This is a genomic window from Novosphingobium sp. (assembly GCF_036733805.1).
GTDB lineage: Bacteria > Pseudomonadota > Alphaproteobacteria > Sphingomonadales > Sphingomonadaceae > Novosphingobium.
Genome location: NZ_DAIMZT010000018.1, coordinates 25,884 through 50,092, shown reverse-complemented (window position 1 = coordinate 50,092; position 24,209 = coordinate 25,884). Strand labels below are relative to the sequence as shown.

Genomic DNA, 24,209 nt, shown 5'->3' with positions numbered 1-24,209 from the left:
ACGAACGGATGTTGGCGCAGATAAAACGGATGTTGCTCCAGGCACAGAGCTTGCGACCCGCCCTCCCCGCGCTTGCTTGGGGCGGGGACCATCCGCGGGATTGTGGAAGGGAAAGAGCCGTGTCGGAACAGGAAAAAGGGGCGAATTGCTCCACCCCTTTCCCTTAGCCCTTGCGGGCTCTGTGTTCAGGTTTTTCCGACTTACTTGCCGAATTCCGAGAACTGCTCGTTGCCGACGAAGCCGAACTTGGTCACCTTCGACGCCTTGATAATCTGCAGCACCTGGGCCGACAGTTCATAGCTGGCGTTGGGTTCGGGCTGGAACTGCAGTTCCGGCTCCGGGTTCATCTTCGTGGTCGCTTCCAACGAACTCATCAGTCGAGGACCGTCGATCTGCGTGCCGTTCCACAGGATCTGGTTGTTGAACGTAAGGACGACCTTGTTCTTGACCGGATCAATCGGCGGAGGCGTGTTCGTCGGAGGGGTGGCGACCGGCAGGTCGATATCGATCGAGTGCGTCGCAACCGGGATGGTGATGATGAACATGATGAGGAGAACGAGCATGACGTCGATCAACGGCGTCGTGTTCATCTCCATCATCGGCGAGCCATCATCCTTGCCGCCTGACATTGCCATGGAAAGTTACTCCTGTTCCTGCCGTGACGTCACGCGTTCGGATCGACCGGGTTGGTGATGAAGCCAACCGTCGGATAGCCCGAAATCTGGACGTTGTAGATCGCACCGGCAATGCACCGCCAGGGCGCATTGACGTCACCGCGGATATGAACCTGCGGGATCTGGTCCGGGTTGGCCAGAAGGGCCTGGGGACCGCCCGCACGCTTCACGATCGCGTCCAGGCGCTTGAAGGCCAAGTCGCGCAGTTGCTTCGAGGTGACTGGCGTGATGTTGTTGAAGTAGATGCGGCATTCGCCGCCCCGCGACGCGCCCTGGAAGCCAGGTTCACCGGCGCTGCGGCCGCCCTCGTCAGTGGTCGAAACGGTGAGAAGGAGGTTTTCCACCTTGTCCTTCGATTCGACCGCTCTGACGACGGGGATGCGCAGCTTCTCGATGGTCTGGATCGCGACAGGGACTGCGATGAGGAAGATAATCAGAAGCACCAGCATGACGTCGACGAGCGGCGTCGTGTTGATGTCGGACATCGGTGTCTCGTCACCGCCTCCGCCCGTGGATATCGCCATAGTCTTATCCTAATCCTTGCATTGCCTGGGGGCCGGCGGCGGCTTGCGCATGGCGCCGTGCCGCCGCTTTGGGGCCCCTGCGGGAACGGGACCAGCCTTGCCGGATCCCGTCAGCCCGCGCTCCTTACGGCTTGACCGGAGCGGACGCCGGCTTGGCAGGAGCGGCAGCCGGCTTGGCCTGAGCCGCGGCCATGGCCGGTTTCACCGCGCCCTTCGAGTTGATGTTCGCCAGAACATCGGTCGAGAAGCCCTGAAGCAGCTCGGCGATGCGCTTGTTGCGGCTCTGCAGGTAGTTGTAGGCAAGCACGGCCGGAACCGCGACGAGCAGGCCGAGCGCGGTCATGATAAGCGCTTCACCGACCGGACCGGCGACCTTGTCGATCGAGGCCGAACCGGCGATGCCGATGGCGATCAGCGCGCGGTAAATGCCGACCACGGTGCCGAACAGACCAACGAACGGCGCGGTCGCGCCGACAGTGGCGAGGAACGGCAGGCCCGAAGCGAGGCGGGCGTTGATCGAGGCTTCCGAACGGGCCAGCGATCCGTGCAGCCAGTCATGGGCTTCCATGCTGTCCGTCATCTTGCTGTGCTGGTCTTCGGCCGAGATGCCGTCGTCGACGAGCTGGCGCCATGCGCTGTTCTTTTCAAGCTTGGCGGCACCTTCGCGCAGAGTCGGAGCCTTCCAGAAGTTCGCGCGCATGTCGCGGTGCTGACGCATGATCTTCGACTGTTCGAACCACTTGGTGAACAGAATGTAGAACGAGCCGAAGGACATGATGCCCAGGATCGTCACGGTGGTGATCGAAATGGCACCGCCGGTCTTCATGGCTTCCATGAAGCCGAACTTGTTCTGCGGCGCGGCTTCACCGGCAGCGGCAAGGATATCAACAATAAGCATGCGATTTACCTCTCAAGAAGAATGCAGGATGTGGCCGGGGCCAGTGGCCCGGCCGAGCCGTCAAGTTAGTTAAGCTTGTACACGATCGCCGTCGAATAGGACCCCGTGGTCGGGTTGCCCGCATCGTCCAGCGCCGGGTTGAAGCGGGCGTAGCTGGACATGCCGCTGCACGCCGCCTCATCGAGGTCGGGACTGCCGCTGGAGCTGGAGACGGTGCAGGACGTGACCCTGCCGTCGGGTCCGATCGAGACGCGCACGCCGACGCGGCCTTCGCGTTCTTCACGCGCGGCACGGGTCGGATAGTTCGCCTGGATGCGGGCGGCCCAGCTTCCCTGGCCCTTGGGCGAAGCGCCACGCGCCTTTGAAGCGGCCGGCGGCGGCGGCGGGGGTGGCGGGGCGGCCGTTTGGATTACCACCGGCGGCGGAGGCGGCGGCGTAATCACGGTCTGCACCGGCGGCGGGGCCGCGGCGATATTGATCGGCGGCGGCGGCGCCACGATGGGCGGCGGCGGCGCCTCGTCCTTCTTCGGAGGCGGCGGTGGCTCCTCCTTCTTTTTTTCTTCCTTGATGTCTACCGTTGTCACTTTCTCCATGACCTTCTTCGCCGCCTCATAGGCCAGGCCCGTAACGAGCGCGTAACCGGCGAAGACATGGATCAGAGCAACAATGACAAGCGCGGTAATCTTGTTACCGCTCATTTGCTGGTCAGCGTAAGCCATTCAGACCCTTCACTCCATTGCCAAGCCCCGGCTAGTCCACGACGGACAAGTCCAAGGGCGCCCACGGACCACCTGACGGCAGATCCATGACGAAACTCTATAATGTCCACCCTGACGGCTGACAGTCCACCAACCGTAAACAAGCGACAGGCAGGCGAACCGCAGGGCATTTTTATGTTTTTGCCCCGTTTCGCGAGTTTCCTTAGCGGCGATGCCCCCCCTGCGCAACGCCTTATCGGCGCGGCAGGAGTTAACGGGCAATTAAGGAGAAGTGGTAACAAACTTCACCGGCACGATTTTGTGCCTGTTCCGGCCCGGCTATAACCGCCGATATTTCCCTGGAGGCTTTGCGTTCATGCTTACGCGCTCGCATCACTTGTTGGCAGCATTGGTTGGGACAATCGTTGTGTTTCAAGTAGTTCCGTCATACGCTGAGTCTACCCCCGCAAGCCTCGCGGAGCCCACTTATGCCGACCTTGCCGGCCTTGCTGATTCGGCCGGGATGGTCGTGCGCGTGCAGGTGGCGAAAATTGTGCCGGTGGAAAGCGCGCGGGCGCCAGGATTGCAGGCCGGCCAGGGCCGTTTTTACGTAGAGGCGAAGGTCAAATCGCTCCTGTCCGGTCGCGCGCCGATCGGCGAATCGGTGAAATACCTAGTCGACCTGCCGTTGGATTCGCGCGGTAAACCGCCCAAGCTGAAAAAACGCGACGTGCTGGTCTTTGCGCATGCCGTGCCGGGTCGGGCCGGCGAGTTGCAGCTGGTGACGCCCGGCGCGCAAATCCTATGGGACGAAGCCGTCGAAGCGCATTTGCGCGATGTGCTTCAGGCCCTGGTCTCGCTCAGTGCGCCCGCAAAAGTGACCGGTGTACGCGAGCTGCTCTACGTGCCGGGGAACCTAGCAGGGCAAGGGGAGACCCAGATATTCCTGACGACAAAGGACGGTTCGGCCGCCTCGATCACAGTGCGTCACGGGCCCGGCGCGGCCCCGGCCTGGGGAGCATCTTTCTCCGAACTGGTCGCGGAAGTGGGGCACCCGCCACGCCGCGACACGCTGGAATGGTATCGCCTCGCCTGCTTCCTGCCTCAAACACCGCCCGCGGGCGCCAACGTGTCCGAAGGCTCCGCCGCGCAGGAACAAGCCGATGCGGATTATCGAGCGGTCCTGAACGACTTAGGACCCTGCGAGCGCCGGCTGCCGTAAAAGGAGGTCGCTTGGCCGCCTGAAGGCGCTGGCAATTCGCCCGCGCGTGGCCTAGGGCGCGCTCCCGAAAGGGAGCATAATGGCTGAACCGCTCAATATCGCGCTTGCTGGTCTGGGTACTGTCGGCGCCGGTGTCATCCGGCTGGTGGAAGCGAACGCCGAACTGATCGCGCGCCGGGCGGGCCGCCCGATCCGCATCGCCGCAGTCAGCGCGCGCGATCGCACCAAGACGCGGGGCGTCGATATTTCTGGCTATGCCTGGGTCGATGACATGGTGATTCTGGGCGAGCGCGAGGATGTGGACGTGGTGGTCGAGCTGGTCGGCGGGTCCGACGGTCCGGCGCTGGCGCTGGCGCGCACCACGTTCGAGGCGGGCAAGTCCCTGGTCACGGCGAACAAGGCGATGATCGCGCATCACGGCCTGGAACTGGCCACGGCTGCCGAGGCGGCAGGCGTGGCGCTGAAGTTCGAAGCAGCCGTCGCGGGCGGCATTCCGGTCATCAAGGGATTGAGCGAAGGTGCCGCCGCCAATGCGATCGAGCGCGTCTACGGCATCCTCAATGGCACCTGCAATTACATCCTCTCCACCATGGAGGATACCGGGCGCGATTTCGACGACGTGCTCGCCGATGCGCAGCGGCTAGGATATGCCGAGGCCGATCCGACATTCGACATCGAGGGCATCGACGCCGCGCACAAGCTTTCGATCCTGGCGGCGATCGCCTTCGGCTCGCGCCTGCGCTTCGATGCGGTGGATACCATGGGCATCTCCCGCCTGAAGGCCGCTGATATCGAGCAGGCGCGCGCCCTCGGCTATGTCATCCGCCTGATCGGCATGGCCGAGGTCGATCGCACCCAGGGCGGCGACCGGCTGTTCCAGCGCGTTCGCCCGCATCTGGTGCCGCTCGATCATCCGCTGGCTCATGTTGACGGGGCAACCAACGCAGTCGTGGCGGAGGGCAACTTCATGGGTCGCCTGCTGTTTCAGGGCGCCGGCGCGGGTGACGGCCCCACCGCCAGCGCCGTCGTGGCCGACTTGATCGATATCGCGCGGGGCGAGAAAGGGGCGACCTTCTCCATGCCCGCCGCCGAGCTTGAAATGATGGAACCTGCGCCGACCGGCCATCGCCTCGGCCGATCCTACGTCCGCTTCACCGTGCCCGATCGCCCTGGCGTGCTGGCCGATATCACCGCCGCCATGCGCGATGCCAATGTCTCTATCGAAAGCCTGATCCAGAAGGGTGATCCCGATCAGGACGGCGAGGTGATTCTCGCCATGGTCACGCATGAGGGGCCGGAAAGCGCAGTCAGCCAGGCGCTGCGCATTCTGGAAGGGTCGGAAAGCCTGACCGCGCAGCCGCTGGTCATGCAGATCCTCGGGGATTGAGCACGCATCGTCCCGGATCGCCTACGGGACGATGGCGCTTTCCCAGAGTTCAGGGCGCGCGCATTTCGCCCTTGGCGATCTTGTCGGCGTCCGACCCGGCCGGCGCGAGTGGGATCGAGGATAGGTCAATCATGTAGACCCGCCGCGGCGCCTTGCCGAGGCCAATGCACCCGCGGCTGCAATCGGCCAGGCCGCTGACGTTCGGCGGATGCAGCCGCCCGTCTCGAGTGCCCGCGCCGCTGGGGTCGCTGTCAGCCGTGGAGGGAACGTGTTGATCGCGGTCTTCGGGCGCGCAGACGACGATTTCGCCCTTTTTGACCGTCCTGAAGCAACTGCTGCGCGATTTGTCCGGAGTGATCCGGCCGCTGGCCGACATCATCCTTTCGGCGATAGCACGGTCCGCTTCGTCCGACTGCTGCACGGTCTGCGCGACCACTGGCGCCGGTGTCATTGCTGCGATCGCGAAAAGGATTTTCCAGCTTCTCGACAATTCGGTTTCCTCTGTCTAAGCGGTCCAGACCTTTCCCTCCCTGGATTACTCCGGAGTGAACATGTCGAAAAAGCCGACCCCTGCAAGTAAAGTACTCGATCGCGTTCTCGTTCTCGAAATGGTCCGCGTCACTGAAGCTGCCGCCATTGCGGCATCGCACCTTATCGGACGCGGCGATGAGAAGGCCGCCGATCATGCCGCCGTTGAAGCCATGCGCAAGGCTTTTGACGACCTCTATATAGACGGCACCGTCGTCATCGGCGAGGGAGAGCGGGACGAAGCCCCGATGCTTTTCATCGGCGAAAAGGTGGGCGGCGCGCCCGCGAAAGGGCCCCGAATCGATATCGCGCTCGATCCGCTTGAAGGCACGACCATCACCGCGAAGGCGGGCCCCAATGCATTGGCCGTTCTGGCCGCCGCGGAGGAAGGCTGCCTGCTCAACGCACCGGACGTCTATATGGACAAGATCGCGGTGGGGCCGGGCTATCCCGAAGGCGTGATCGATCTCAACAGGACGCCGACCGAAAACGTCAAGGCCGTCGCCGCGGCCAAGGGTGTCAAGCCGGAAGAGATCATCGTTTGCGTGCTCGACCGGCCGCGCCACGAGGTGCTGATCGCGGAACTGCGCGGCCTGGGTTGCGGGGTGGTGCTGATCGGTGACGGCGACGTGGCCGGGGTGATCGCGGTGACGGACGAGAACACCACCATCGACATGTACATGGGTTCCGGAGGTGCTCCCGAAGGCGTGCTGGCCGCCGCGGCCCTGCGCTGCGTTGGCGGGCAGTTCAATGGCCGGTTGCTATTCCGCAACGATGATGAGCGCGCCCGTGCCCGCAAATGGGGGATCGAGGACCTCAACAAGGTCTACAAGCTTGAAGAGCTGGCGAAGGGCGACTGCATCTTCGCCGCCACCGGAGTGACCAGCGGCTCGCTGCTCGAAGGGGTCAAGCACTTGAAGGGCGGCAAGATGACGACCGAAAGTGTCGTCATGCGCGCAAGTTCGGGCACGGTGCGCTGGGTCAAGGCCGAACATCGGGTGTGATCCCATCCGCCCCTGCCCGGTGGGAGTGGCGATCCGAAGCATTATATGGGGCTTTCCGGCGGAGAGCCCCTTCTGTCCGTCTCGTTCCGTAAGCGGGCGGATCGCGGCGCTCCGGTGAAAACGCGTGCGCTCTATTGCAATCGCATGACGCATGGCTAGAGGCGGCGCGAACAGCCGTTAGGGGTGTCACGGGGATTCGCGATGAAGATCATGTCCGGCAACAGCAACCTCCCGCTCGCTCGAGCAATCGCGGGATATCTGGAACTGCCGCTGACCGATGCCAGCGTGCGCCGCTTCGCTGACGAAGAGATCTTCGTCGAGATTCACGAAAACGTGCGCGGCGAGGATGTGTTCGTGGTGCAGCCCACCAGCTATCCCGCGAACGATAACCTGATGGAGCTGCTGATCTGCATCGACGCGCTACGGCGCGCTTCGGCCAAGCGGATCACGGCAGTGGTGCCGTATTTCGGCTATGCCCGGCAGGACCGCAAACCGGGCCCGCGCACGCCCATCTCGGCCAAGCTGGTCGCCAACCTGATTACCGAAGCCGGGGCCGACCGGGTGCTGTCCGTCGATCTGCATGCCGGACAGATCCAGGGCTTTTTCGATATCCCAACTGACAATCTTTTCGCCGCGCCCGTCATGGCCGCCGATATCCAGGCGCGTTACGGCGATCAGTCGCTCATGGTGGTCTCGCCTGACGTGGGCGGCGTGGTGCGTGCCCGCGCTCTCGCCAAACGGCTCGACAATGCGCCGCTCGCCATCGTCGACAAGCGCCGCGACCGTCCCGGCCAGTCAGAAGTAATGAACATCATCGGCGACGTGAAGGGCCGCGCCTGCATTCTTATCGACGATATCATCGATTCGGGCGGCACCCTCTGCAATGCGGCGCAGGCGTTGATGGATGCAGGCGCGGTCAGCGTCACCGCTTATATCACGCACGGCGTTCTTTCCGGTGCGGCGGTCTCCCGCGTCAGCAATTCGGCGTTGAAGGAACTGGTCATCACCGATTCGATTCAGGCGACCGAGGCGGCCAAGCAGTCCGATCGTATCCGCATCCTGACCATTGCCCCGTTGATCGGCGAAGCGATTCGCCGCATTGCCGACGAAAGCTCGGTCTCCAGCCTGTTCGATTGAAGCTGGCCGGCCCCGCCCTATTCCCAGGGGCGGGCCTCGCCCGGCGCGATCCGGTGGAGCGCCTCCAGCCGCCGCGCCTGCCGCGATTCAAGCGCCAGAGTAAGGATCGGCTGCGGCTTTCCCACGAATTGGCGCGGCGACATGCCGAACAGTTCGGTGAACTCGTGAATCAAGTGGCTTTCATCGTAATAGCGAAGCGCAATCTCTTCACCTTCTTCCGAATCGGCCACGCCGCGCAGGTGGCTCGCCATGTCCAGCGCCCGCGCCCGGCGCAGGACCTGCTTGGGCGCCATGCCGAAATCCCGGCTCACCACGCGTTCCAGCCTGCGGCGCTCCACCCCGCATAGCCGCGCCGCCTCGCTCACGGTCATGCCGGGATTGGCCAGCATGATCTCTTCAAAGCGCACCGCCACCGGATCGGGCAGCGCGCCGTCCATCTGTTCAACCCGCTTGCGGACCAGCCCTTCAAGCATGAGCAGCCATTCCTCCGGCGACGCGTCGGCCGGGAGCATCAGCAGCTCCTCAGATGGCATGGCCACCATCGGAGCCGGCACCAGACGGTCGACAAAATCGGCCACCCGCGGCCCGTCCAGCGCCGTGCAGGCGCCCGGACGGATGGCAATGCCCACACTGATGAAGCTGCCGGTGACGGTCACCGGCATCCGTCTCGACTGCGGCCCGAAGAACAGCGCGGCGCGGCTGAACGCCTCGGGCCCGGTCGCGGTTTCGGCGGTCCAGTCGCCGGCGAGCTGGATGCGTATGCAGGCGGTGTCGTTGAACAGCCCGCATGACAATGTGTAGTCCGCCGGAACTATGACTTTGGTTACGTAAAGGCGCGCGATCCAGGGCGCCAGGTCAGGCGCGGGGGCGCGGTTGTAGGACAGCGGTTGCCCGTCCCTTGTAAACCCCTGTTCCGGCGCGATTGATGGATCGACAGCCGGGCGCTTGCTATGGTTCATGCCCCCACTCTTGTTGCGAACCCTGGATGACAGCAGTACGTCATCCGGGTGGCACCGCGCAATATTCGAAAATCCGTCTAACGGATGGTGTTGGCTACCATTTTCTTACAGGCCGGCAGCGGTCCCGCGAGAGACCTTGACCAAGGATGCGCCGCATGGGCACAGGGCGGGGATGAAGATCGAACATGACATCGCCCTCGCGATGAGGCTGGCGGATGCCGCCGGCGCCGCCATTCGCCCGCATTTCCGCAGCGGCCTCGATTCCGTCCGCAAGGAAGACGCCACGCCGGTGACGCTGGCCGATCGCGAGGCGGAAGAAATCATGCGCCGCATCCTGAAAGCGGAAGCGCCGCGCGATGCGATCATCGGTGAGGAGTTTGGCGCGGAGGAAGGATCGTCGGGCCGGACCTGGGTGCTCGATCCGATCGACGGCACTGTCTCCTTCGTGGCGGGACGGCCGATTTTCGGCACCCTGGTTTCGCTGCTGGTTGATGGCTGGCCGGTTCTGGGAATCATTGACCAGCCGATCCTGAAGGAGCGTTGGCTGGGTGCCCGCGGCCAGCCAACCACGTTCAACGGCAGGGAAGTGCGCACCAGGCTGTGCGGCGAGCTCGCGGAGGCAGCGCTGGCCACTACCGGTCCCCAATATTTCGACGATCATCAGGGCGCGCATTTCATGGCGTTGGCCGCGCGCACCGATCATCGGCGGATGATGATGGGGGGCGACTGCTATAATTACGGCCTGCTCGCCAGCGGGCACATCGACGTTGTCTGCGAAGCGGGGCTCAAGCTGCACGACTGGGCCGCGCTGGTTCCCGTTGTCGAGGGTGCGGGCGGTCTGATGTGCGATTGGAATGGCGGCCCCCTGCATGCCGAAGCGGACGGTCATGTGCTGGCGATCGGCGATCCGGCCCGGCTGGAGGACGTGATCGAGGCGTTGGCTTGCGATCATTGACCGCGTGAGAAGGCTGCGCCTGTTCGTATACGGCACGCTGCAGCCGCAAGCGGGCACCCCGATGGCGCGTTGGATCGCGGCCCGCACCCTGCGGGCTCAGCCCGCCAGCGCGGCCGGGCGTCTTTTTGCGCTGCGGGCGAAGGAGGGTTGGTATCCGGCCCTGATTCCAGCGCATCGGGGCTTAGCGGTTTCGGGCATGCTGTGCGAACTTGTGCTTGCCCCTGGCGAACTCGCGCGGCTCGACCTTTATGAAGGGCAGGAATATCGCCGGATATCCCAGCCGGTGCGAACCTGCGACGGACGCGGGATGAATGCTCAACTTTACTCGTGGCGCGTGGCCTTGCCGCCATCCCGGATACTGATTGCCGACGGTCACTTCCTCGATTGGATGCGCGCCGCGCGGGGCGAGCCTTATGGGAGTCGGCTCGGGATCGGATGTGTCCGCAGGGGCCTTGCCTTTGCGCGTCTATCGCACTAAAGGCCCGCCCTTCGATCGACACGATTGAATTTCGAGCAAGAGATTCGCGGGTCGGCCTGGCGAAAAGGGCTGCCAGGGCTGACCGGACGTGTCCCTGAACAGGAGACGAAAATGCCCAAGTTGAAGACCAAGAGCGGTGTGAAGAAGCGCTTCAAGCTCACCGCTACCGGCAAGGTGAAGCACGGCGTCGCCGGCAAGCGCCACCGCCTGATTAGCCATAACGGCAAATACATCCGCCAGAACCGCGGCACTGAAGTGATTTCCGACGCTGATGCGAAGGTCATCAAGAAGTGGGCGCCCTACGGGCTGAACTGAGGAGCGCTGACACATGAGCCGTATCAAGAGGGGTGTCACCACCCGCGCCAAGCACAAGCGGATTCTGGACCAGGCCAAAGGCTATCGCGGCCGCCGCAAGAACACGATTCGCGTCGCTCGCCAGGCCGTGGAGAAGGCCGGCCAGTACGCCTATCGCGACCGCAAGATCAAAAAGCGGAACTTCCGCGCCTTGTGGATCCAGCGCATCAACGCTGCCGTCCGTGCTGAGGGTCTGACTTACTCGCAGTTCATTCACGGCGCCAAGCTTGCGGGGATCGAGTTGGACCGCAAAGCCATGGCCGACCTCGCCATGAACGAGGGCGCGATCTTTACCGCCGTCATCGCGCAGGCGAAGGCAGCGCTGCCGGCTGCGTAAGCCAGCAGTTCGATTTCGCTTCACAGCGCGATTGAAAGGGCGTGGTCGGCGGGTGCCGGCCGCGCCCTTTTCGCATATTGCCACTTCTCCCTCTTCCTTCGTCATTCCCGCGAAGGCGGGAACCCATTTCCGGACCTGGCAGATGCGCGACACATTCCAGCCGGCAGTGTACCTCTTGGCCTCGCACCGCCAGGGCACGCTCTACGTTGGTGTCCCGTCCAACTTGATGCAAAGGTTGCATCAGCACCGGGAGGGGTTGATCGCAGGGTTCACCAGCGACTACGGCGGCCATCGCCTTGTCTGGTTCGAGCAGCACGTGACGATGGAACACGCGATCACGCGTGAGAAGCGGATCAAGAAGTGGGACAGGGCGTGGAAGATTACGCTGATTGAACAGGCCAATCCCGATTGGCGCGATCTTGCGGTGGACTTTGGTGTCGAGCCGCTGCCACCGCACCGGATCGTCAAAGGATAGGTCAGGAGATAGGTTCCCGCTTCGCGGGAATGACGAGGTTGAGATGGAAATCGAAGCGATTGGCAAACGATTGATGGCCACGGTCGAAGCAGCTTCTACCACTGAGGAGTTGGAAGCGGCGCGTGTTGCTGCGCTTGGCAAAAATGGCGAGCTGACGGCCTTGCTCAAGACGCTGGGCTCCATGTCGCCTGAAGAAAGGGTGAGCGAAGGCAAGCGGATCAACGAGTGGAAGGCTGCTCTTAGCGGCACGATAGCAGCTCAGAAGGCTGTACTCGATTCTGAAGCGCAAAATGCGCGTCTGGCCGCCGAAACCCTCGACCTCTCCTTGCCGGCGCCCGAAGCGCCGAGAGGCTCGGTCCATCCCATCTCGCAGGTCATGGACGAACTGGCCGAGATCTTCGCCGACCTGGGCTTCGCCGTCGCCACCGGACCGGAGATCGAGGACGACTGGCACAATTTCACGGCGCTCAACATGCCGGAAACGCACCCCGCGCGCGCCATGCACGATACGTTCTATTTCCCTGATCGTTCGGCGCAAGGGCGCGAGATCGTGCTGCGCACACATACCTCGCCGGTGCAGATTCGCACGATGTTGGCATGTGTGAAGGAAAATCCGGGGGGCGCCCCGCTGCGGATTATCGCGCCGGGCCGGGTCTACCGCTCGGACAGCGACGCCACGCATACGCCGATGTTCCACCAGATCGAAGCACTGGTGATCGATCGGGACATCCATCTGGGTCATCTCAAATGGACGCTGGAGACGTTCCTGAAGGCTTTCTTTGAGCGAGACGACATCGTCCTGCGTTTGCGCCCCAGTTACTTCCCCTTCACCGAACCTTCCGTGGAAGTGGATGTGGGCTATGCCAGCGAGGGCGGGCGCCGCGTGGTGGGCGGATCAGGCGACGCACCGGGCCATGCCTGGATGGAAGTGCTGGGCAGCGGCATGGTCAATCACCGCGTCATCGCCTTCGGCGGCCTCGATCCCGACAAATGGCAGGGCTTTGCCTTCGGGATCGGCGTCGACCGACTCGCCATGCTGAAATACGGGATGGATGACTTGCGCGCTTTCTTCGATGGCGATGTGCGCTGGCTATCTCACTATGGTTTCTCCGCACTGGACGTGCCCACCCTTTCGGGCGGCGTCGGCACTCCGGTCTGAGCGGAAAGGACAGACAGATGAAGTTCCCGCTTTCCTGGCTCAGGGAATACCTCGAAACGGACGCAACGGTCGAACAGATCGCGGCCAAGCTGAACGCCATCGGTCTGGAGGTCGAAGGCGTTGAAGATCCGGCCGTCAAACTCTCCGGCTTCCGAGTGGCGCGTGTCCTCACCGCGGCAAAGCACCCGCAGGCCGACAAGCTTCAAGTGCTGACGGTCGATACGGGTGAAGGCGCAACGCTGCAGGTGGTATGCGGCGCGCCCAATGCGCGCGCCGGGCTGGTCGGCGTGCTTGGCCTGCCGGGCGCGGTGGTTCCGGCCAACGGCATGGCGCTGAAGGTCGCCGCGGTGCGCGGCGTCGAATCGAACGGGATGATGTGCTCAACGCGTGAGTTGGAACTGGGCGAAGATCACGAGGGCATTATCGAGCTGCCGTCGGACGCGCCGATCGGCGTCCCGTTTGCACAATATCACGGCGCCGATCCGGTAATCGAAGTGGCGATCACGCCGAACCGGCCGGACTGTATGGGCGTCTACGGCATTGCCCGCGATCTCGCGGCGGCTGGGCTTGGAACCCTGAAGCCGGTCGAGCGGCTGGAACTGCCTGGCACTTTCGCATGCCCGGTCGAGATCCGCACTGACGATCCTGAAGGTTGCCCGGCCTTTTACGGGCGTGTCATCAAGGGCGTGAAGAACGGCCCCTCGCCGCAATGGCTGCAAGACCGGCTGAAGGCGGCGGGGCAGCGGCCGATCTCGGCCCTGGTGGACGCGACCAATTATCTGATGCTGGTTCATGGCCGCCCGGCACACGCTTATGACCTTGCCAACCTGAACGGCGCGGTGGTCGCCCGTCGCGCTCGCGATGGGGAGACGGTGCTGGCGCTGAACGAGAAAACGTACACGCTCGACGCGGAAATGACCGTGATTGCCGACGACAGCGGCGTTCACGACATCGCCGGCATCATGGGCGGCGAGCATTCGGGCTGCTCGGGCGAGACGACCGACATCCTGCTTGAGATCGCCTATTTCGATCCCGAGCGGATCGCCCGGACCGGCCGCAAGCTCAATCTTACTTCCGACGCGCGCAGCCGCTTTGAACGTGGGATCGACCCGAACTTTCTCGATCAGGGCCTGGCGCATTTGACGCAGCTGATCCAGACACTGTGCGGGGGCGAAGCTTCAGACGTCGTGCGCGCAGGCACAGCACCGACTACCCCGAAGACGGTCCATTTCGCACCCGCGCTGGTAAAGAAGCTGGGCGGTGTCCGCGTCGAACCGGGCGAGCAGAAACGCATTCTCGAAAGCCTCGGCTTCTCGGTCGTCGGCGAAGCGACGAACTGGGAGGAAAGCTGGGCGGTGACCGTTCCCGGCTGGCGCCCGGATGTGGACGCGGCGCCCGACATCGTCGAGGAAGTCGTGCGCATCCATGGCTTGGACAAGGTGGCAAGCGTGGCCCTGCCCCGCGCGGAAGGCGTGGCCCGCCCCACTGCCACGCCGGTTCAAAAGCTGGAGCGCCGGATGCGCCGCGCCGCTGCCGCGCGCGGGCTGCATGAGGCGGTGACCTGGTCGTTTTTGCCTGAGGCCGAGGCAGACGCGTTCGCTGATGGAAACGGCGGACTATGGATGCTGTCAAATCCGATCAGCGAGGACATGAAGGCCATGCGCCCCTCGCTGTTGCCGGGGTTGCTTATGGCGGCGAAGCGCAATCTCGATCGCGGCGCGTCCTCGCTGCGGCTGTTCGAGTTGGGCCGCCGCTATCTGCGTGGTGAAGGCGGTGCGAGCGACGAGCGCCTGACCCTGGGCGTGGTGCTGGCCGGCGAGAAGGTGTCGCGCGGTTGGGCGACAGGCAAAGCCGCGCTGTTCGATGCCTATGATGCCAAGGCCGAGGCAGCGGCGCTGTTGGCCGAAGCGGGAGCGCCGGTCGAGAAGCTGCAGGTAATGGGAGAGGCCGGTTCGCAATTCCATCCCGGCCAATCGGCCACACTGAGGCTTGGCCCCAAGAACGTGCTGGCCCGCTTCGGCATGCTGCATCCGGCGATGGCAAAGAGATTCGACATCGATGGCCCGGTCGCCATGGCGGAGATTTATCTCGACGCGATTTCCGGCAGGAAAGGCGCTGTTACGTTCGCACGCAGCCATTATGCACCACCGGCTCTCCAGGCGATAACTCGCGACTATGCCTTTCTCGTCCCTCTGGATTTGCCCGCGGGCGACCTGGTACGCGTGGTTCAGGGTGCTGACAAGGCGAACATCGTTGCTGCCCGTCTCTTCGATGATTTCCGGGGGCATGGCGTGCCGGAAGGGCAGAAGTCCCTGGCGCTTGAAATCACGCTGCAGCCGCTTGAAAAAAGCTACAAGGAGGAAGATTTGAAGGCGATCACCGAGAAGGTGACTGTCGCCGCCGCCAAGCTCGGGGCCGTCCTGCGCAGCTAAGGTCAGTTGCGCAACAGCCGTCATGCTGAACTTGTTTCAGCATCCGTTGTGCCCCATGCTCGCCATCTCAGGACGAGAGATGGGCCTTGAAGCAAGTACAGGGTGACGGCTTTACCTTGGGGAGCGCATGTTTGCAGCTGCTGAACTTATCGCGATTAGATCCGGCGATCTCACCGCCCGGATCAATCCCCTCGGCGCGGAACTGTGGTCGCTGACCGACTGCGGCGGCCGCGAGTTCATGACTGACGGCGATCCGGCTTTCTGGACCGGGCACGCGCCGCTGCTGTTTCCGATCGTTGGGGCTTTGAACGGTGATCGCTACCGGTTTGATGGCCGCGAGTATCATTTGCCCAAGCATGGGTTCGCGCGTCGTGCGCGGTTCGAGGTGATTGAAAAAGGCCCGAGCCAGGTGTCCCTCGGCCTGCGCGACAGCGACGAGACCCGTGCCGTCTATCCTTTCGCGTTCGTGCTCGAGATGGCCTTCCTGCTTGAAGGTGCGGTGCTGCACATGGACGCCACGATCCGCAATCCGGGCAAAGAGCCGCTGCCGTTCAGCTTCGGCTATCATCCGGCCTTTGCCTGGCCCTTGCCCGGCGGCGCGGAGAAAGTCGATCATGTGATCGCGTTCGATGAGCCGGAACCGCAGCCGATCCGCCGGGTTGACCCGCAAAGCGGCCTTCTCCTGCCCGCCGTTTCGCCCACACCGGTCGACGGGCATTGCCTTGCGCTCGATTCCTCACTGTTCCGCGATGATGCCGTGATCTGGGACCATCTGGCCAGCCGCCGTCTTACGTTCGGCACACCCGGCGGCGCGCAGCTCTCGATCGCCTTCCCAGACACGCCGATGCTCGCCATCTGGCAGAAGCCGGACGCCCCTTTCCTCTGCATCGAACCCTGGCAAGGCCATGCCGACCCCGTGGGCTTTGCCGACGACTTGCGCAACAAGCCGGGGATACTGCAACTGGCATCCGGAGCAAGCCGTTCGTTCCGCATGAGCGTGGCCGTCCTGGCCGCCGATTGAAGGGAATTTGCGATGAAGACCGTCCTCGTCACCGGCGCCACCGCCGGCATCGGTGAAGCCTGCGCCCGTGCTTTCGTCCGATCGGGATGGCGCGTCATCGCGACGGGACGGCGGGCGGACCGGCTGGAGGCGCTGGTCGGTGAACTGGGCGCAGACCGCGTCCATCCCTGCGTTTTCGATGTGCGGGATGAAGCCGCGCGGGATGCAGCCCTCGCCGCCGTGCCCGCGGCATTTGCGGGGATCGACTGCCTGGTGAATAATGCCGGCCTCGCGGCGGGCACATCGCTGGCGCAGCAGGCCAGGCTGGACGATTGGAAGACGACGATCGAAACGAACGTGACAGCGCTCGTCTCGCTAACGCACAAGCTTCTGCCCGCGCTGATCGCACGCAAGGGGCTGATCGTGAACTTGTCCTCAGTGGCCGCAACCTATCCCTATACGGGTGGGAACGTCTATGGAGGCACCAAAGCGTTCGTGCGGCAATTCTCGCTAGGACTGCGTTCGGACCTGTCAGGCACCGGCGTGCGCGTAACTTCCATCGAGCCCGGCATGGTCGAAACCGAATTTACGTTCGTGCGCACCGGCGGAGATCAGGAGGCTTCGGACAGGCTTTATGCGGGCGTGAACCCGTTGACCGGCGCCGATATCGCCGAAACCGTGCTCTGGATTGCCTCACTGCCTCCGCATATGAACATCAACGCGATAGAGATAATGCCAGTCAACCAGTCCTTCGCGGGTTTCCAGGTGGCGCGAAACGGGTAGCCGTTGCGATGAAACCCGCGTCGCCTTAAAGGCGCGCAGATGACCAATTCGCGCCGTACTTTCGCTATCATCTCGCACCCGGACGCGGGCAAGACCACGCTGACCGAGAAGCTGCTGCTACAAGGCGGCGCCATTCACCTTGCCGGCGAGGTGAAAGCGCGCGGGCAGGCCCGGCGCGCGCGGTCGGACTGGATGAAGATCGAGCAGCAACGCGGCATCTCGGTGACCAGCTCGGTGATGACCTTCGAGAAAACCAACCCCGACGGAAGCGTCATCACGTTCAATCTGCTGGACACGCCGGGTCACGAGGACTTTTCGGAAGACACGTACCGCACGCTCACTGCGGTGGATTCCGCGATCATGGTGATTGACGCGGCCAAAGGTATAGAGCCGCAGACGCGCAAGCTGTTCGAGGTCTGCCGCTTGCGTTCGGTGCCGATCATCACATTCATCAACAAAGTGGACCGCGAAGGCCGCGCCTGCTTCGATCTGCTTGACGAAGTGGCGGACGTGCTGGCGCTCGATGTCTGCCCGATGTCCTGGCCGGTCGGCATGGGCGGGCTGTTCGAAGGCATTCTCGATCTGACCAGCGGCAAGGTCAGTCGCCCGGAAGGCCCCAGCCGGGAATTTCTAGGCAAGGTCGAGGAAGAGGCTGTCCTCCCGGACGAGGTGGCGGAAGAGCTTGAGCTGGCCCAGGCCGGCTATCCCGAATTTGATATCGACGCTTATCGCGGTGGCGATCTGACGCCGGTCTATTTCGGCTCCGCCCTCAAGAACTTCGGAGTCGCGGAACTGATCGAGGCGATTGCGAAATTCGCGCCGCCGCCGCGTCCGCAGCCGAGCGAAGCCGGGCCGGTGGAACCGCAAGTCAAGGAAGTCACTGGCTTCATCTTCAAGGTCCAGGCCAATATGGATCCGATGCACCGCGACCGCATTGCCTTCATGCGGCTGGTCTCCGGCACTTTCCGGCGCGGCATGAAGCTGACCCCGTCGGGCCTGGGTAAGCCGATCGCTGTGCATTCGCCGATCCTGTTCTTCGCGCAGGATCGCGAGATCGCGGACAGCGCGGAGCCAGGCGACATCATCGGCATTCCCAATCACGGCACGCTGCGCGTGGGGGATACCCTGTCAGAGAAGAACCAGATCCGTTTCACCGGTCTGCCCAATTTCGCACCGGAAATTCTCCGGCGCGTCGCGTTGAAAGACCCGACCAAGACCAAGCAGCTGCGAAAGGCGCTGGACGATCTTTCGGAAGAAGGGGTGATCCAGGTGTTCTACCCGGAGATCGGCTCGCAATGGATCGTCGGCGTGGTCGGCCAGCTGCAGCTGGACGTGCTGATTTCGCGGCTGGAAGCGGAATACAAAGTGGAAGCAGTGCTCGAAGCCTCGCCCTTCGACACCGCGCGCTGGCTCAAGGGCGGCGATCAGGCGTTGAAGGACTTTGCCGAGTTCAACAAGATGAACCTCGCCAGGGACCGCGACGGCGATCCGGTGTTCATGGCCCGCTCCGCATGGGACGTTGGCTACCAGCAGGAGCGCAATCCCGACCTCACCTTCAGCGCGACCAAGGAACGATAGGGCCGAAGGGAACCTGGCCGGGCTTTGCGGATTGGCTTTGGGGCCAGCCTTGGCAATCCGGGGTGGGCACGCGTAAGGTCGCGCCGCCAGCAGTTCGGCCGGGGGCCAGGTTGCAGATCAAGTTCGCCAGTTACAACATCCACAAGGCCGTTGGCCTCGACCGGCGGCGGGATCACGAACGAATCCTGCGCATTCTGCTGGAAGTCGATGCGGACGTCGTAGCTCTGCAGGAAGTCGATCGCCGTTTCGGTCGACGCATGGCGGTCCTGCCGCTGGACGCGATTCACGCGGCGACCGGTTATGTGCCGGTGCCGCTTTTCATGAAGCCGGATAGTTTGGGCTGGCATGGCAACGCTCTTCTTGTGCGCAAAGGCATCGAACTGATCGAAGCGGCCCCGGTGCCCCTGCCGGTGTTGGAACCGCGCGGAGCCATCCGGGCTGACCTCGCTGTAGACGGCAGGGCCATACGCGTGATCGGCATGCACCTCGACCTGTCCGGCCTGCGCCGCCGCCATCAGGCACGCAGCGTGCTGGCGCATTGCGCCGCGTGCGATCGGCATGTCCCCACCGTGCTGATGGGGGATTTCAACGAATGGTCGCAGCGTGGCGGCTGCCTGCGCGAATTTTCCGCGGAGTCCTGGCAAGTTCTGGCGCCAGGCCGCAGTTTTCCGTCGCTGCGCCCGGTCGCACAGCTCGATCGCATCATCGCCTCGTCGGATTGGGAAGTGATAGGCGCTCACGTTCACCACAGCCCGCTTTCAGCGGCAGGATCCGATCACTTGCCGGTATTCGCCTCTCTGGCTTTGCCCAAAATTTAGGCAACTGCTCAGGAAACGGGCGATCGAACGCGCCTTATCAGCGGCAATTCTCCGGCAACGCCTTGAAACCCCGCTGATGGATGGATTGGCATAGCTTTTGCTTTTCCCTGCTTTAGCCGGCGCGGGGCCGGTGGCTAACAGGGGATAGGCATGAAGTTCATCATAGCCATCATCAAGCCCTTCAAGCTGGACGAGGTGCGTGAGGCGCTGGGCGCGATCGGCGTTGCCGGCATGACCGTGTCCGAAGTGAAGGGTTTCGGCAGGCAGAAAGGCCAGACGGAAATCTATCGCGGGGCCGAGTATTCGACCAACATGTTGCCGAAGGTGAAGATCGAGGTCGCAGCGCCGGATGATATGGCGCCCAAGATCATCGAGACGATCCAGCAGGTCGCCAGCACCGAAGCCATTGGCGACGGCAAGATCTTCGTTCTCGATCTCGCTTCGGCCGTGCGCATCCGCACCGGCGAATCCGGCGACACCGCGCTTTGAGGAGGGTTTCCACGATGAACCGCAAAATTCTTTGCGGCGCCGGCGCCTTGACGGCGTCGATGCTCGCATCTTCGCCCGCCTGGGCTCAGACGGCTGCCTTGGTCAAGGCTCCCACCGCCGCCCAGATGGCCAACATGGTCAACAAGGGCGACACCACCTGGATGCTCATCAGCTCCGCCCTGGTGCTGATGATGTCAGTCCCCGGCCTGGCGCTGTTCTACGGCGGCCTCGTCCGCACCAAGAACATGCTGTCAGTGCTGATGCAGGTCTTCATGATCGTTTCGGTAACCGGCCTCCTCTGGGCCACCGTCGGCTATTCGCTGGCCTTTACTGGTGGCTCGCCCTTCATCGGCGGCCTTTCGAAGGCCCTGATGAACGGCGTCACGAGCGGCACCTTCGCCGCGACGTTCTCCAACAACGTCTATATCCCCGAACTGACCTACTTCGTGTTCCAGATGACCTTCGCGATGATTACCCCCGCGCTGTTCATCGGTTCGTTCGCGGAACGCATCAAGTTCACGCCGCTGATGATCTTCACGGTGCTGTGGTCGCTGTTGGTCTACTACCCGATCGCGCATATGGTGTGGTACTGGGCCGGTCCGGACTTCCTGTCGGGCAATCCGGGCGACGCCGGTTTCCTTTACAGCAAGGGCGCGCTGGACTTCGCCGGCGGCACCGTGGTGCACATCAATGCCGGTATCGCCGGTCTGGTCGGTTGCCTTGTGGTCGGCAAGCGCGTGGGTTTCGGCAAGGAGGCCACTCCGCCGCACTCGCTGACCATGACGATGATCGGCGCCTCTCTGCTGTGGGTGGGCTGGTTCGGTTTCAATGCCGGCTCGAACCTTGAATCGAACGGCGTCACCGCAGTCGCCTTCGTCAACACGATGCTCGCTACTTGCGCTGCGGCGGTAAGCTGGTCCGTTGTTGAGCAGATCATCCACGGCAAGCCTTCCATGCTTGGTGCGGCTTCCGGTGCGGTGGCTGGTCTGGTCGCCATCACGCCCGCTTCGGGCTATGGCGCGCCGATGACCTCGATCGTCCTTGGTCTGGTCGTTTCGCCGATCTGCTTCTTCTTCGTGTCGACCGTGAAGAACAAGCTGAAGTACGACGATACGCTGGACGTGTTCGGCGTGCACTGCATCGGCGGCATCACCGGCGCCATCGCCACCGGTATCGTCGCTAACCCGGCGCTCGGCGGCCAGGGCTGGATCGACTACACGAAGTTCCCGGCCGTTCCCGGTGCATGGGACACGGGCACGCAGCTGATCTCGCAGTTCTGGGCAATCGGGACGACCCTGGTCTGGTCGGGCGTGGTCTCTGCGATCCTGCTGTTCCTCCTCGACAAGACCGTCGGCCTGCGCCCGACCGAAGAGGCGGAGCGCGAGGGTCTCGACATCAACGAGCACGGCGAGCGCGCCTACAATTACTAAGTCATATGAGTTTGGCCGGGGCGAGCGCTTAGCTGCTCTCCCGCCCCGGCCACCCGGTGTTCCTCCTGCGAACACAACCTCGATGGGCCGGAGCCAGCCGCTCCGGCCCACTTTTATGAGCCTGGAGCGATCACCAAGCGGGACGACCGTATTCTTGCCGGCTACGTCGGTCGCCAGCCGGAGCTGGAGAAAAGCGGCGGCATCAGCTACATGCGCAAGCTGATGGTGGCTCCATAAACCGCGCCCATGCCGGAAAAGGATGTAACCGTGTCCACACCGTGCGTGACGTTGATCGGGTAGGATTTGTTGAAGACGTTGCGGCCAAACACCTGGAAACGCCATTTCCCGTCAGCGGTTTCCACGCCCGCTCGCAAATCCACGAGCGTATATGCCTTGATGTCCAGCAATGGCGCATCACCAAGCAATGCGTTGGTCTTGCTGCGATAGTTGGCGCTCCCACCGACGTAAGCGTTCAAATCGCCGCCGACGCTGAAATCATATTCAACGTCGCCAAGCAGCGTCCATTTGGGCGTGTTGGGGAAGGCTTCGCCCTGGAAATCGACCACGTTGGAGAACGGATCGAAGGGCAGGCCGACGCGGGGACCGTGAGACTTGATCTTGCTGTCCACGTAAGTCGCCGCGCCCGAGAAACGCAGCGCCGAGATCGGGCGCCAGGTCATGTCGACTTCAAGGCCCTGCACCTTCGACTTCGGAATGGTCACAAGAGCCGGCAGCCCGCCGAAGGGAAAACCGGTGTCGACCGTGCCGAGAATCTGCTTGTCCTTGTAATCGTAATAGAAAGCAGCGCCGTTCAATTGCAGCGTGCGATCAATGAGGGAAAGCTTGAAGCCAGCTTCATAGGCCAGCACCGATTCCTGCGGCACGGGCAGCAGCTGCGAAACGCGGGACGCCGGCAGAGTGCTGTAGCTACCCGCTTTGTACCCCTTGGTGACATTGCCGTAGATGAGAGTGTCGCGGTCCGGCTTCCAGTTCAGACTGACGCGCCACGACAGGTTGTCCTGGTTCAGCTTGGACGGAACGTCACTGACGGCGTTGAAATTATCATCAAGAGTCACGCACTGGCCGGGGGCGATGACAGGGTTGAAAAGCGCCGGCCCCGAAGCGCCATGGGCGAGATTCGACAAGAAAGAGAAGAGACCGGAAAGGTCACCCGCCCCCGTGTCGAACAAGCAGCCGTGAAAAGTGCGGTCTTGCTTCGTATAGCGGACCGATCCCTGCGCCGTCAGCTTGCTGGTCAATTCATAGTCCAGACTGCCGAACACCGCCTTTGTCGTGATCTTCTGATGATTTGATTCAATGAAATTCTGAAAGGTCGGATTCAAACCCGGAATACCGATGTTGATGAAGGCGTTGGAACCATTGAAATTGGTGAAGACACGGTCCTCGTTAGCCTTGTCATGCTCGTAACTGCCGCCGATCATCCACTTGACGCGCTCGATATTGGAACCGGCGATACGCAGTTCCTGAGTGAAGGTTTTGGCCTTCACCAGGGTGTCGCCATAAATGTCGCTGAACGCCGTTCCGTCAGAGTCCACCGGCTCATCGAAATCGAGCTTGCCGAAAGCGCTGATCGAGGTGACGACGACGTCGTCCGCCACCGTGAAATCGCCGCGAAGCGAAACCTGGTAGAAGCCGTCGTTCCTTTTCAGCCGGACATTGGGGTCCCATTCCGCGGCGCGAGGATCGCTGGGGGCGACGGGATAGGTCGGCAACACCGCAAGCTGCGCCGGGTTGGCATTGATGCTGGTTGCCGGGATGATCGGCGCGTAAGCGATGAACTTCGCAGCCTGGGTGTCTGATTTGTTCTTCCAACCGTTGACATTAAGTTCGAACTTCACGCGATCGCTCGGCTCATAGTCGAGAAGCAGCCGGCCCGTCATGAAGTTCCGCTTGCCCAACCGTCGGTCGTCTCCCGGAACATAAGTGCGCTGCCATCCGTCCATGCGCTGCTCGGTCCTGCCGGAAAGGCGCATCGTCAGACCAGGGGCAAGCGGGCCTGTGACATATCCCTGCGCATCGATCTCATTATATCGCTGATATGTCAGATCTGCGCCGGCACCGAAGGTTTTCTGGGGTTTGGCGGCAATGTAATTGATGGCGCCGCCAGTGCTGTTCTGACCGAAGAGCGTGCCTTGTGGACCTTTCAGAACCTCCACCCGCTCCAGGTCGAGCGAGGCGCCTGCCGCCATCACGGCAAAGGGGAGAGGGACCTGGTCCGTGTAAATGCTCACCGCCGGTGCCACCGCGGTGGTGTCCTCGTAAAAGCCGATTCCCCGGATCGAATATATGGGCAGGCCCGAGGGGCTTTCCGTATAAGTAAGGCCGGGCGTGACCTTGACGAGATCCGCTGTCGTAGAAATGCCCTGCTTGGCCATCTGATCGCCGCTGACAGCGGTGATCGACAGCGGCACGTCGCTAATGCGCTCGGACCGCTTCTGAGCGGTCACAACGATATCGCCGATCCCCGCATTGTCCCCGGATTGCGCAGCTTCGACGCTTCGCGCGCGGGGCGCTTGTGCGAATCCGACAGTCGCCAGAACCGACACCCCGCACAGGATAAGACGCCTGGTATGCAAGCCCTTCAACATGATAGCCTCCCTCTCCTGACCCACGCACAGCCCATTCAGCCGTGCATATCTTGACGCGCCGCAATTCTATTCTGGGACTGGACGCGCGAAGTGCGCCGCCGTCCTTTTTTGCAACGCTTGACGCTGGGGACGGCTGGAGTTGGCTCCCGCTTGGTCTCGCCGTCAGCCCGCGTTCATATTGGACCGATAATGTCATTATGGACGTTACGTGTCAACTATCGCTCAAGAGCTGCTTGACCGGTTCGATCGACGCAGCAACATTGCAGCCGCAACCGCAATCC

24 protein-coding genes are annotated in these 24,209 nt (G+C 62.9%); 17 read left to right on the top strand and 7 right to left on the bottom strand.

Features of this window, described 5'->3' with window-relative positions:
- Positions 1-200: 200 nt before the first annotated feature.
- The 4 genes from V7D69_RS06610 to V7D69_RS06595 all read right to left on the bottom strand — a co-directional run bounded on the left by V7D69_RS06610 (position 201) and on the right by V7D69_RS06595 (position 2,815).
- Positions 201-635 (bottom strand): ExbD/TolR family protein, encoded by a 435-nt coding sequence (locus V7D69_RS06610; RefSeq protein ID WP_324061151.1) that lies wholly within the window; start codon positions 633-635, stop codon positions 201-203.
- 29 nt (positions 636-664) lie between these two features.
- Positions 665-1,198, bottom strand: coding sequence for an ExbD/TolR family protein (locus tag V7D69_RS06605; protein ID WP_324061152.1), 534 nt, complete (start codon positions 1,196-1,198; stop codon positions 665-667).
- 124 nt (positions 1,199-1,322) lie between these two features.
- Positions 1,323-2,096, bottom strand: coding sequence for a MotA/TolQ/ExbB proton channel family protein (locus V7D69_RS06600; RefSeq protein ID WP_333605386.1), 774 nt, complete (start codon positions 2,094-2,096; stop codon positions 1,323-1,325).
- Positions 2,097-2,161: 65 nt separating this feature from the next.
- Positions 2,162-2,815, bottom strand: a complete 654-nt coding sequence (locus V7D69_RS06595; RefSeq protein WP_324061154.1) for an energy transducer TonB — start codon at positions 2,813-2,815, stop codon at positions 2,162-2,164.
- A 271-nt stretch (positions 2,816-3,086) separates the two neighbouring features.
- On the opposite strand from V7D69_RS06595, the gene V7D69_RS06590 reads away from it, so the two are divergent.
- Positions 3,087-4,016, top strand: coding sequence for a hypothetical protein (locus tag V7D69_RS06590; protein WP_324061155.1), 930 nt, complete (start codon positions 3,087-3,089; stop codon positions 4,014-4,016).
- A gap of 79 nt (positions 4,017-4,095) precedes the next feature.
- On the top strand, positions 4,096-5,403 hold the full coding sequence (locus tag V7D69_RS06585; RefSeq protein WP_324061156.1) for a homoserine dehydrogenase: 1,308 nt from the start codon (positions 4,096-4,098) through the stop codon (positions 5,401-5,403).
- A 49-nt stretch (positions 5,404-5,452) separates the two neighbouring features.
- On the opposite strand, the gene V7D69_RS06580 is transcribed toward V7D69_RS06585, so the two are convergent.
- On the bottom strand, positions 5,453-5,854 hold the full coding sequence (locus tag V7D69_RS06580; RefSeq protein WP_324061157.1) for a hypothetical protein: 402 nt from the start codon (positions 5,852-5,854) through the stop codon (positions 5,453-5,455).
- Between the two features lie 100 nt (positions 5,855-5,954).
- Here V7D69_RS06580 and glpX point away from each other — a divergent pair, with 100 nt between their 5' ends.
- The gene (glpX, locus tag V7D69_RS06575; protein ID WP_324061158.1) at positions 5,955-6,935 is read left to right on the top strand and encodes a class II fructose-bisphosphatase; all 981 of its coding nucleotides are present in this window, start codon (positions 5,955-5,957) and stop codon (positions 6,933-6,935) included.
- A gap of 201 nt (positions 6,936-7,136) precedes the next feature.
- A complete protein-coding gene (locus V7D69_RS06570; RefSeq protein ID WP_324061159.1) occupies positions 7,137-8,072 on the top strand; it encodes a ribose-phosphate pyrophosphokinase in 936 nt (311 codons plus the stop codon).
- A gap of 17 nt (positions 8,073-8,089) precedes the next feature.
- Here V7D69_RS06570 and V7D69_RS06565 read toward each other — a convergent pair whose 3' ends face one another.
- Positions 8,090-9,031, bottom strand: coding sequence for a helix-turn-helix domain-containing protein (locus V7D69_RS06565; protein ID WP_324063982.1), 942 nt, complete (start codon positions 9,029-9,031; stop codon positions 8,090-8,092).
- Positions 9,032-9,203: 172 nt separating this feature from the next.
- Here V7D69_RS06565 and V7D69_RS06560 point away from each other — a divergent pair, with 172 nt between their 5' ends.
- From V7D69_RS06560 to V7D69_RS06500, 13 genes are all read left to right on the top strand, one after another.
- On the top strand, positions 9,204-9,986 hold the full coding sequence (locus tag V7D69_RS06560; protein ID WP_333605385.1) for an inositol monophosphatase family protein: 783 nt from the start codon (positions 9,204-9,206) through the stop codon (positions 9,984-9,986).
- Positions 9,987-9,990: 4 nt separating this feature from the next.
- On the top strand, positions 9,991-10,464 hold the full coding sequence (locus tag V7D69_RS06555; protein ID WP_324063892.1) for a gamma-glutamylcyclotransferase family protein: 474 nt from the start codon (positions 9,991-9,993) through the stop codon (positions 10,462-10,464).
- A gap of 111 nt (positions 10,465-10,575) precedes the next feature.
- A complete protein-coding gene (gene rpmI / locus V7D69_RS06550) occupies positions 10,576-10,779 on the top strand; it encodes a 50S ribosomal protein L35 (protein WP_091142070.1) in 204 nt (67 codons plus the stop codon).
- Positions 10,780-10,792: 13 nt separating this feature from the next.
- A complete protein-coding gene (rplT, locus tag V7D69_RS06545; RefSeq protein WP_324063891.1) occupies positions 10,793-11,155 on the top strand; it encodes a 50S ribosomal protein L20 in 363 nt (120 codons plus the stop codon).
- Between the two features lie 142 nt (positions 11,156-11,297).
- The gene (locus tag V7D69_RS06540) at positions 11,298-11,630 is read left to right on the top strand and encodes a GIY-YIG nuclease family protein (RefSeq protein WP_324063890.1); all 333 of its coding nucleotides are present in this window, start codon (positions 11,298-11,300) and stop codon (positions 11,628-11,630) included.
- Between the two features lie 43 nt (positions 11,631-11,673).
- On the top strand, positions 11,674-12,789 hold the full coding sequence (gene pheS / locus V7D69_RS06535; protein WP_324063889.1) for a phenylalanine--tRNA ligase subunit alpha: 1,116 nt from the start codon (positions 11,674-11,676) through the stop codon (positions 12,787-12,789).
- Between the two features lie 17 nt (positions 12,790-12,806).
- Positions 12,807-15,221 (top strand): phenylalanine--tRNA ligase subunit beta, encoded by a 2,415-nt coding sequence (gene pheT / locus V7D69_RS06530; protein ID WP_333605384.1) that lies wholly within the window; start codon positions 12,807-12,809, stop codon positions 15,219-15,221.
- A gap of 127 nt (positions 15,222-15,348) precedes the next feature.
- Positions 15,349-16,242: an aldose 1-epimerase family protein gene (locus tag V7D69_RS06525; protein ID WP_324063887.1), complete on the top strand. Its 894-nt coding sequence runs from the start codon at positions 15,349-15,351 to the stop codon at positions 16,240-16,242.
- Between the two features lie 12 nt (positions 16,243-16,254).
- Entirely contained in the window at positions 16,255-17,004 is a 750-nt protein-coding gene (locus V7D69_RS06520; protein WP_324063886.1) for an SDR family NAD(P)-dependent oxidoreductase, read from the top strand.
- A 39-nt stretch (positions 17,005-17,043) separates the two neighbouring features.
- Positions 17,044-18,582 carry a peptide chain release factor 3 gene (locus tag V7D69_RS06515; RefSeq protein ID WP_324063885.1) on the top strand — a complete coding sequence of 513 codons (1,539 nt, stop codon included), beginning with the start codon at positions 17,044-17,046 and terminating at the stop codon, positions 18,580-18,582.
- A gap of 110 nt (positions 18,583-18,692) precedes the next feature.
- Positions 18,693-19,400, top strand: a complete 708-nt coding sequence (locus V7D69_RS06510; RefSeq protein ID WP_324063895.1) for an endonuclease/exonuclease/phosphatase family protein — start codon at positions 18,693-18,695, stop codon at positions 19,398-19,400.
- 150 nt (positions 19,401-19,550) lie between these two features.
- Positions 19,551-19,889, top strand: coding sequence for a P-II family nitrogen regulator (locus tag V7D69_RS06505; RefSeq protein WP_324063884.1), 339 nt, complete (start codon positions 19,551-19,553; stop codon positions 19,887-19,889).
- Positions 19,890-19,903: 14 nt separating this feature from the next.
- Positions 19,904-21,319, top strand: coding sequence for an ammonium transporter (locus V7D69_RS06500; RefSeq protein WP_333605383.1), 1,416 nt, complete (start codon positions 19,904-19,906; stop codon positions 21,317-21,319).
- Positions 21,320-21,525: 206 nt separating this feature from the next.
- Here the strand turns inward: V7D69_RS06500 and V7D69_RS06495 are convergent, their stop codons facing one another.
- On the bottom strand, positions 21,526-23,928 hold the full coding sequence (locus V7D69_RS06495; RefSeq protein WP_333605382.1) for a TonB-dependent receptor: 2,403 nt from the start codon (positions 23,926-23,928) through the stop codon (positions 21,526-21,528).
- Between the last annotated feature and the right edge of the window lie 281 nt (positions 23,929-24,209).

What these genes read in the sequence shown, in the direction of transcription:
- V7D69_RS06560 (WP_333605385.1), top strand. Translation starts at nt 9,204, where the DNA reads ATGAAGATCGAACATGACATCGCCCTCGCGATGAGGCTGGCGGATGCC.
- rplT (WP_324063891.1), top strand. Translation starts at nt 10,793, where the DNA reads ATGAGCCGTATCAAGAGGGGTGTCACCACCCGCGCCAAGCACAAGCGG.
- V7D69_RS06515 (WP_324063885.1), top strand. Translation starts at nt 17,044, where the DNA reads ATGACCAATTCGCGCCGTACTTTCGCTATCATCTCGCACCCGGACGCG.
- glpX (WP_324061158.1), top strand. Translation starts at nt 5,955, where the DNA reads ATGTCGAAAAAGCCGACCCCTGCAAGTAAAGTACTCGATCGCGTTCTC.
- V7D69_RS06520 (WP_324063886.1), top strand. Translation starts at nt 16,255, where the DNA reads ATGAAGACCGTCCTCGTCACCGGCGCCACCGCCGGCATCGGTGAAGCC.
- rpmI (WP_091142070.1), top strand. Translation starts at nt 10,576, where the DNA reads ATGCCCAAGTTGAAGACCAAGAGCGGTGTGAAGAAGCGCTTCAAGCTC.
- V7D69_RS06505 (WP_324063884.1), top strand. Translation starts at nt 19,551, where the DNA reads ATGAAGTTCATCATAGCCATCATCAAGCCCTTCAAGCTGGACGAGGTG.
- pheT (WP_333605384.1), top strand. Translation starts at nt 12,807, where the DNA reads ATGAAGTTCCCGCTTTCCTGGCTCAGGGAATACCTCGAAACGGACGCA.
- V7D69_RS06600 (WP_333605386.1), bottom strand. Translation starts at nt 2,096, where the DNA reads ATGCTTATTGTTGATATCCTTGCCGCTGCCGGTGAAGCCGCGCCGCAG.
- pheS (WP_324063889.1), top strand. Translation starts at nt 11,674, where the DNA reads ATGGAAATCGAAGCGATTGGCAAACGATTGATGGCCACGGTCGAAGCA.
- V7D69_RS06525 (WP_324063887.1), top strand. Translation starts at nt 15,349, where the DNA reads ATGTTTGCAGCTGCTGAACTTATCGCGATTAGATCCGGCGATCTCACC.
- V7D69_RS06495 (WP_333605382.1), bottom strand. Translation starts at nt 23,928, where the DNA reads ATGTTGAAGGGCTTGCATACCAGGCGTCTTATCCTGTGCGGGGTGTCG.
- V7D69_RS06540 (WP_324063890.1), top strand. Translation starts at nt 11,298, where the DNA reads ATGCGCGACACATTCCAGCCGGCAGTGTACCTCTTGGCCTCGCACCGC.
- V7D69_RS06585 (WP_324061156.1), top strand. Translation starts at nt 4,096, where the DNA reads ATGGCTGAACCGCTCAATATCGCGCTTGCTGGTCTGGGTACTGTCGGC.
- V7D69_RS06595 (WP_324061154.1), bottom strand. Translation starts at nt 2,815, where the DNA reads ATGGCTTACGCTGACCAGCAAATGAGCGGTAACAAGATTACCGCGCTT.
- V7D69_RS06605 (WP_324061152.1), bottom strand. Translation starts at nt 1,198, where the DNA reads ATGGCGATATCCACGGGCGGAGGCGGTGACGAGACACCGATGTCCGAC.
- V7D69_RS06565 (WP_324063982.1), bottom strand. Translation starts at nt 9,031, where the DNA reads ATGAACCATAGCAAGCGCCCGGCTGTCGATCCATCAATCGCGCCGGAA.
- V7D69_RS06610 (WP_324061151.1), bottom strand. Translation starts at nt 635, where the DNA reads ATGGCAATGTCAGGCGGCAAGGATGATGGCTCGCCGATGATGGAGATG.
- V7D69_RS06570 (WP_324061159.1), top strand. Translation starts at nt 7,137, where the DNA reads ATGAAGATCATGTCCGGCAACAGCAACCTCCCGCTCGCTCGAGCAATC.
- V7D69_RS06580 (WP_324061157.1), bottom strand. Translation starts at nt 5,854, where the DNA reads ATGACACCGGCGCCAGTGGTCGCGCAGACCGTGCAGCAGTCGGACGAA.
- V7D69_RS06500 (WP_333605383.1), top strand. Translation starts at nt 19,904, where the DNA reads ATGAACCGCAAAATTCTTTGCGGCGCCGGCGCCTTGACGGCGTCGATG.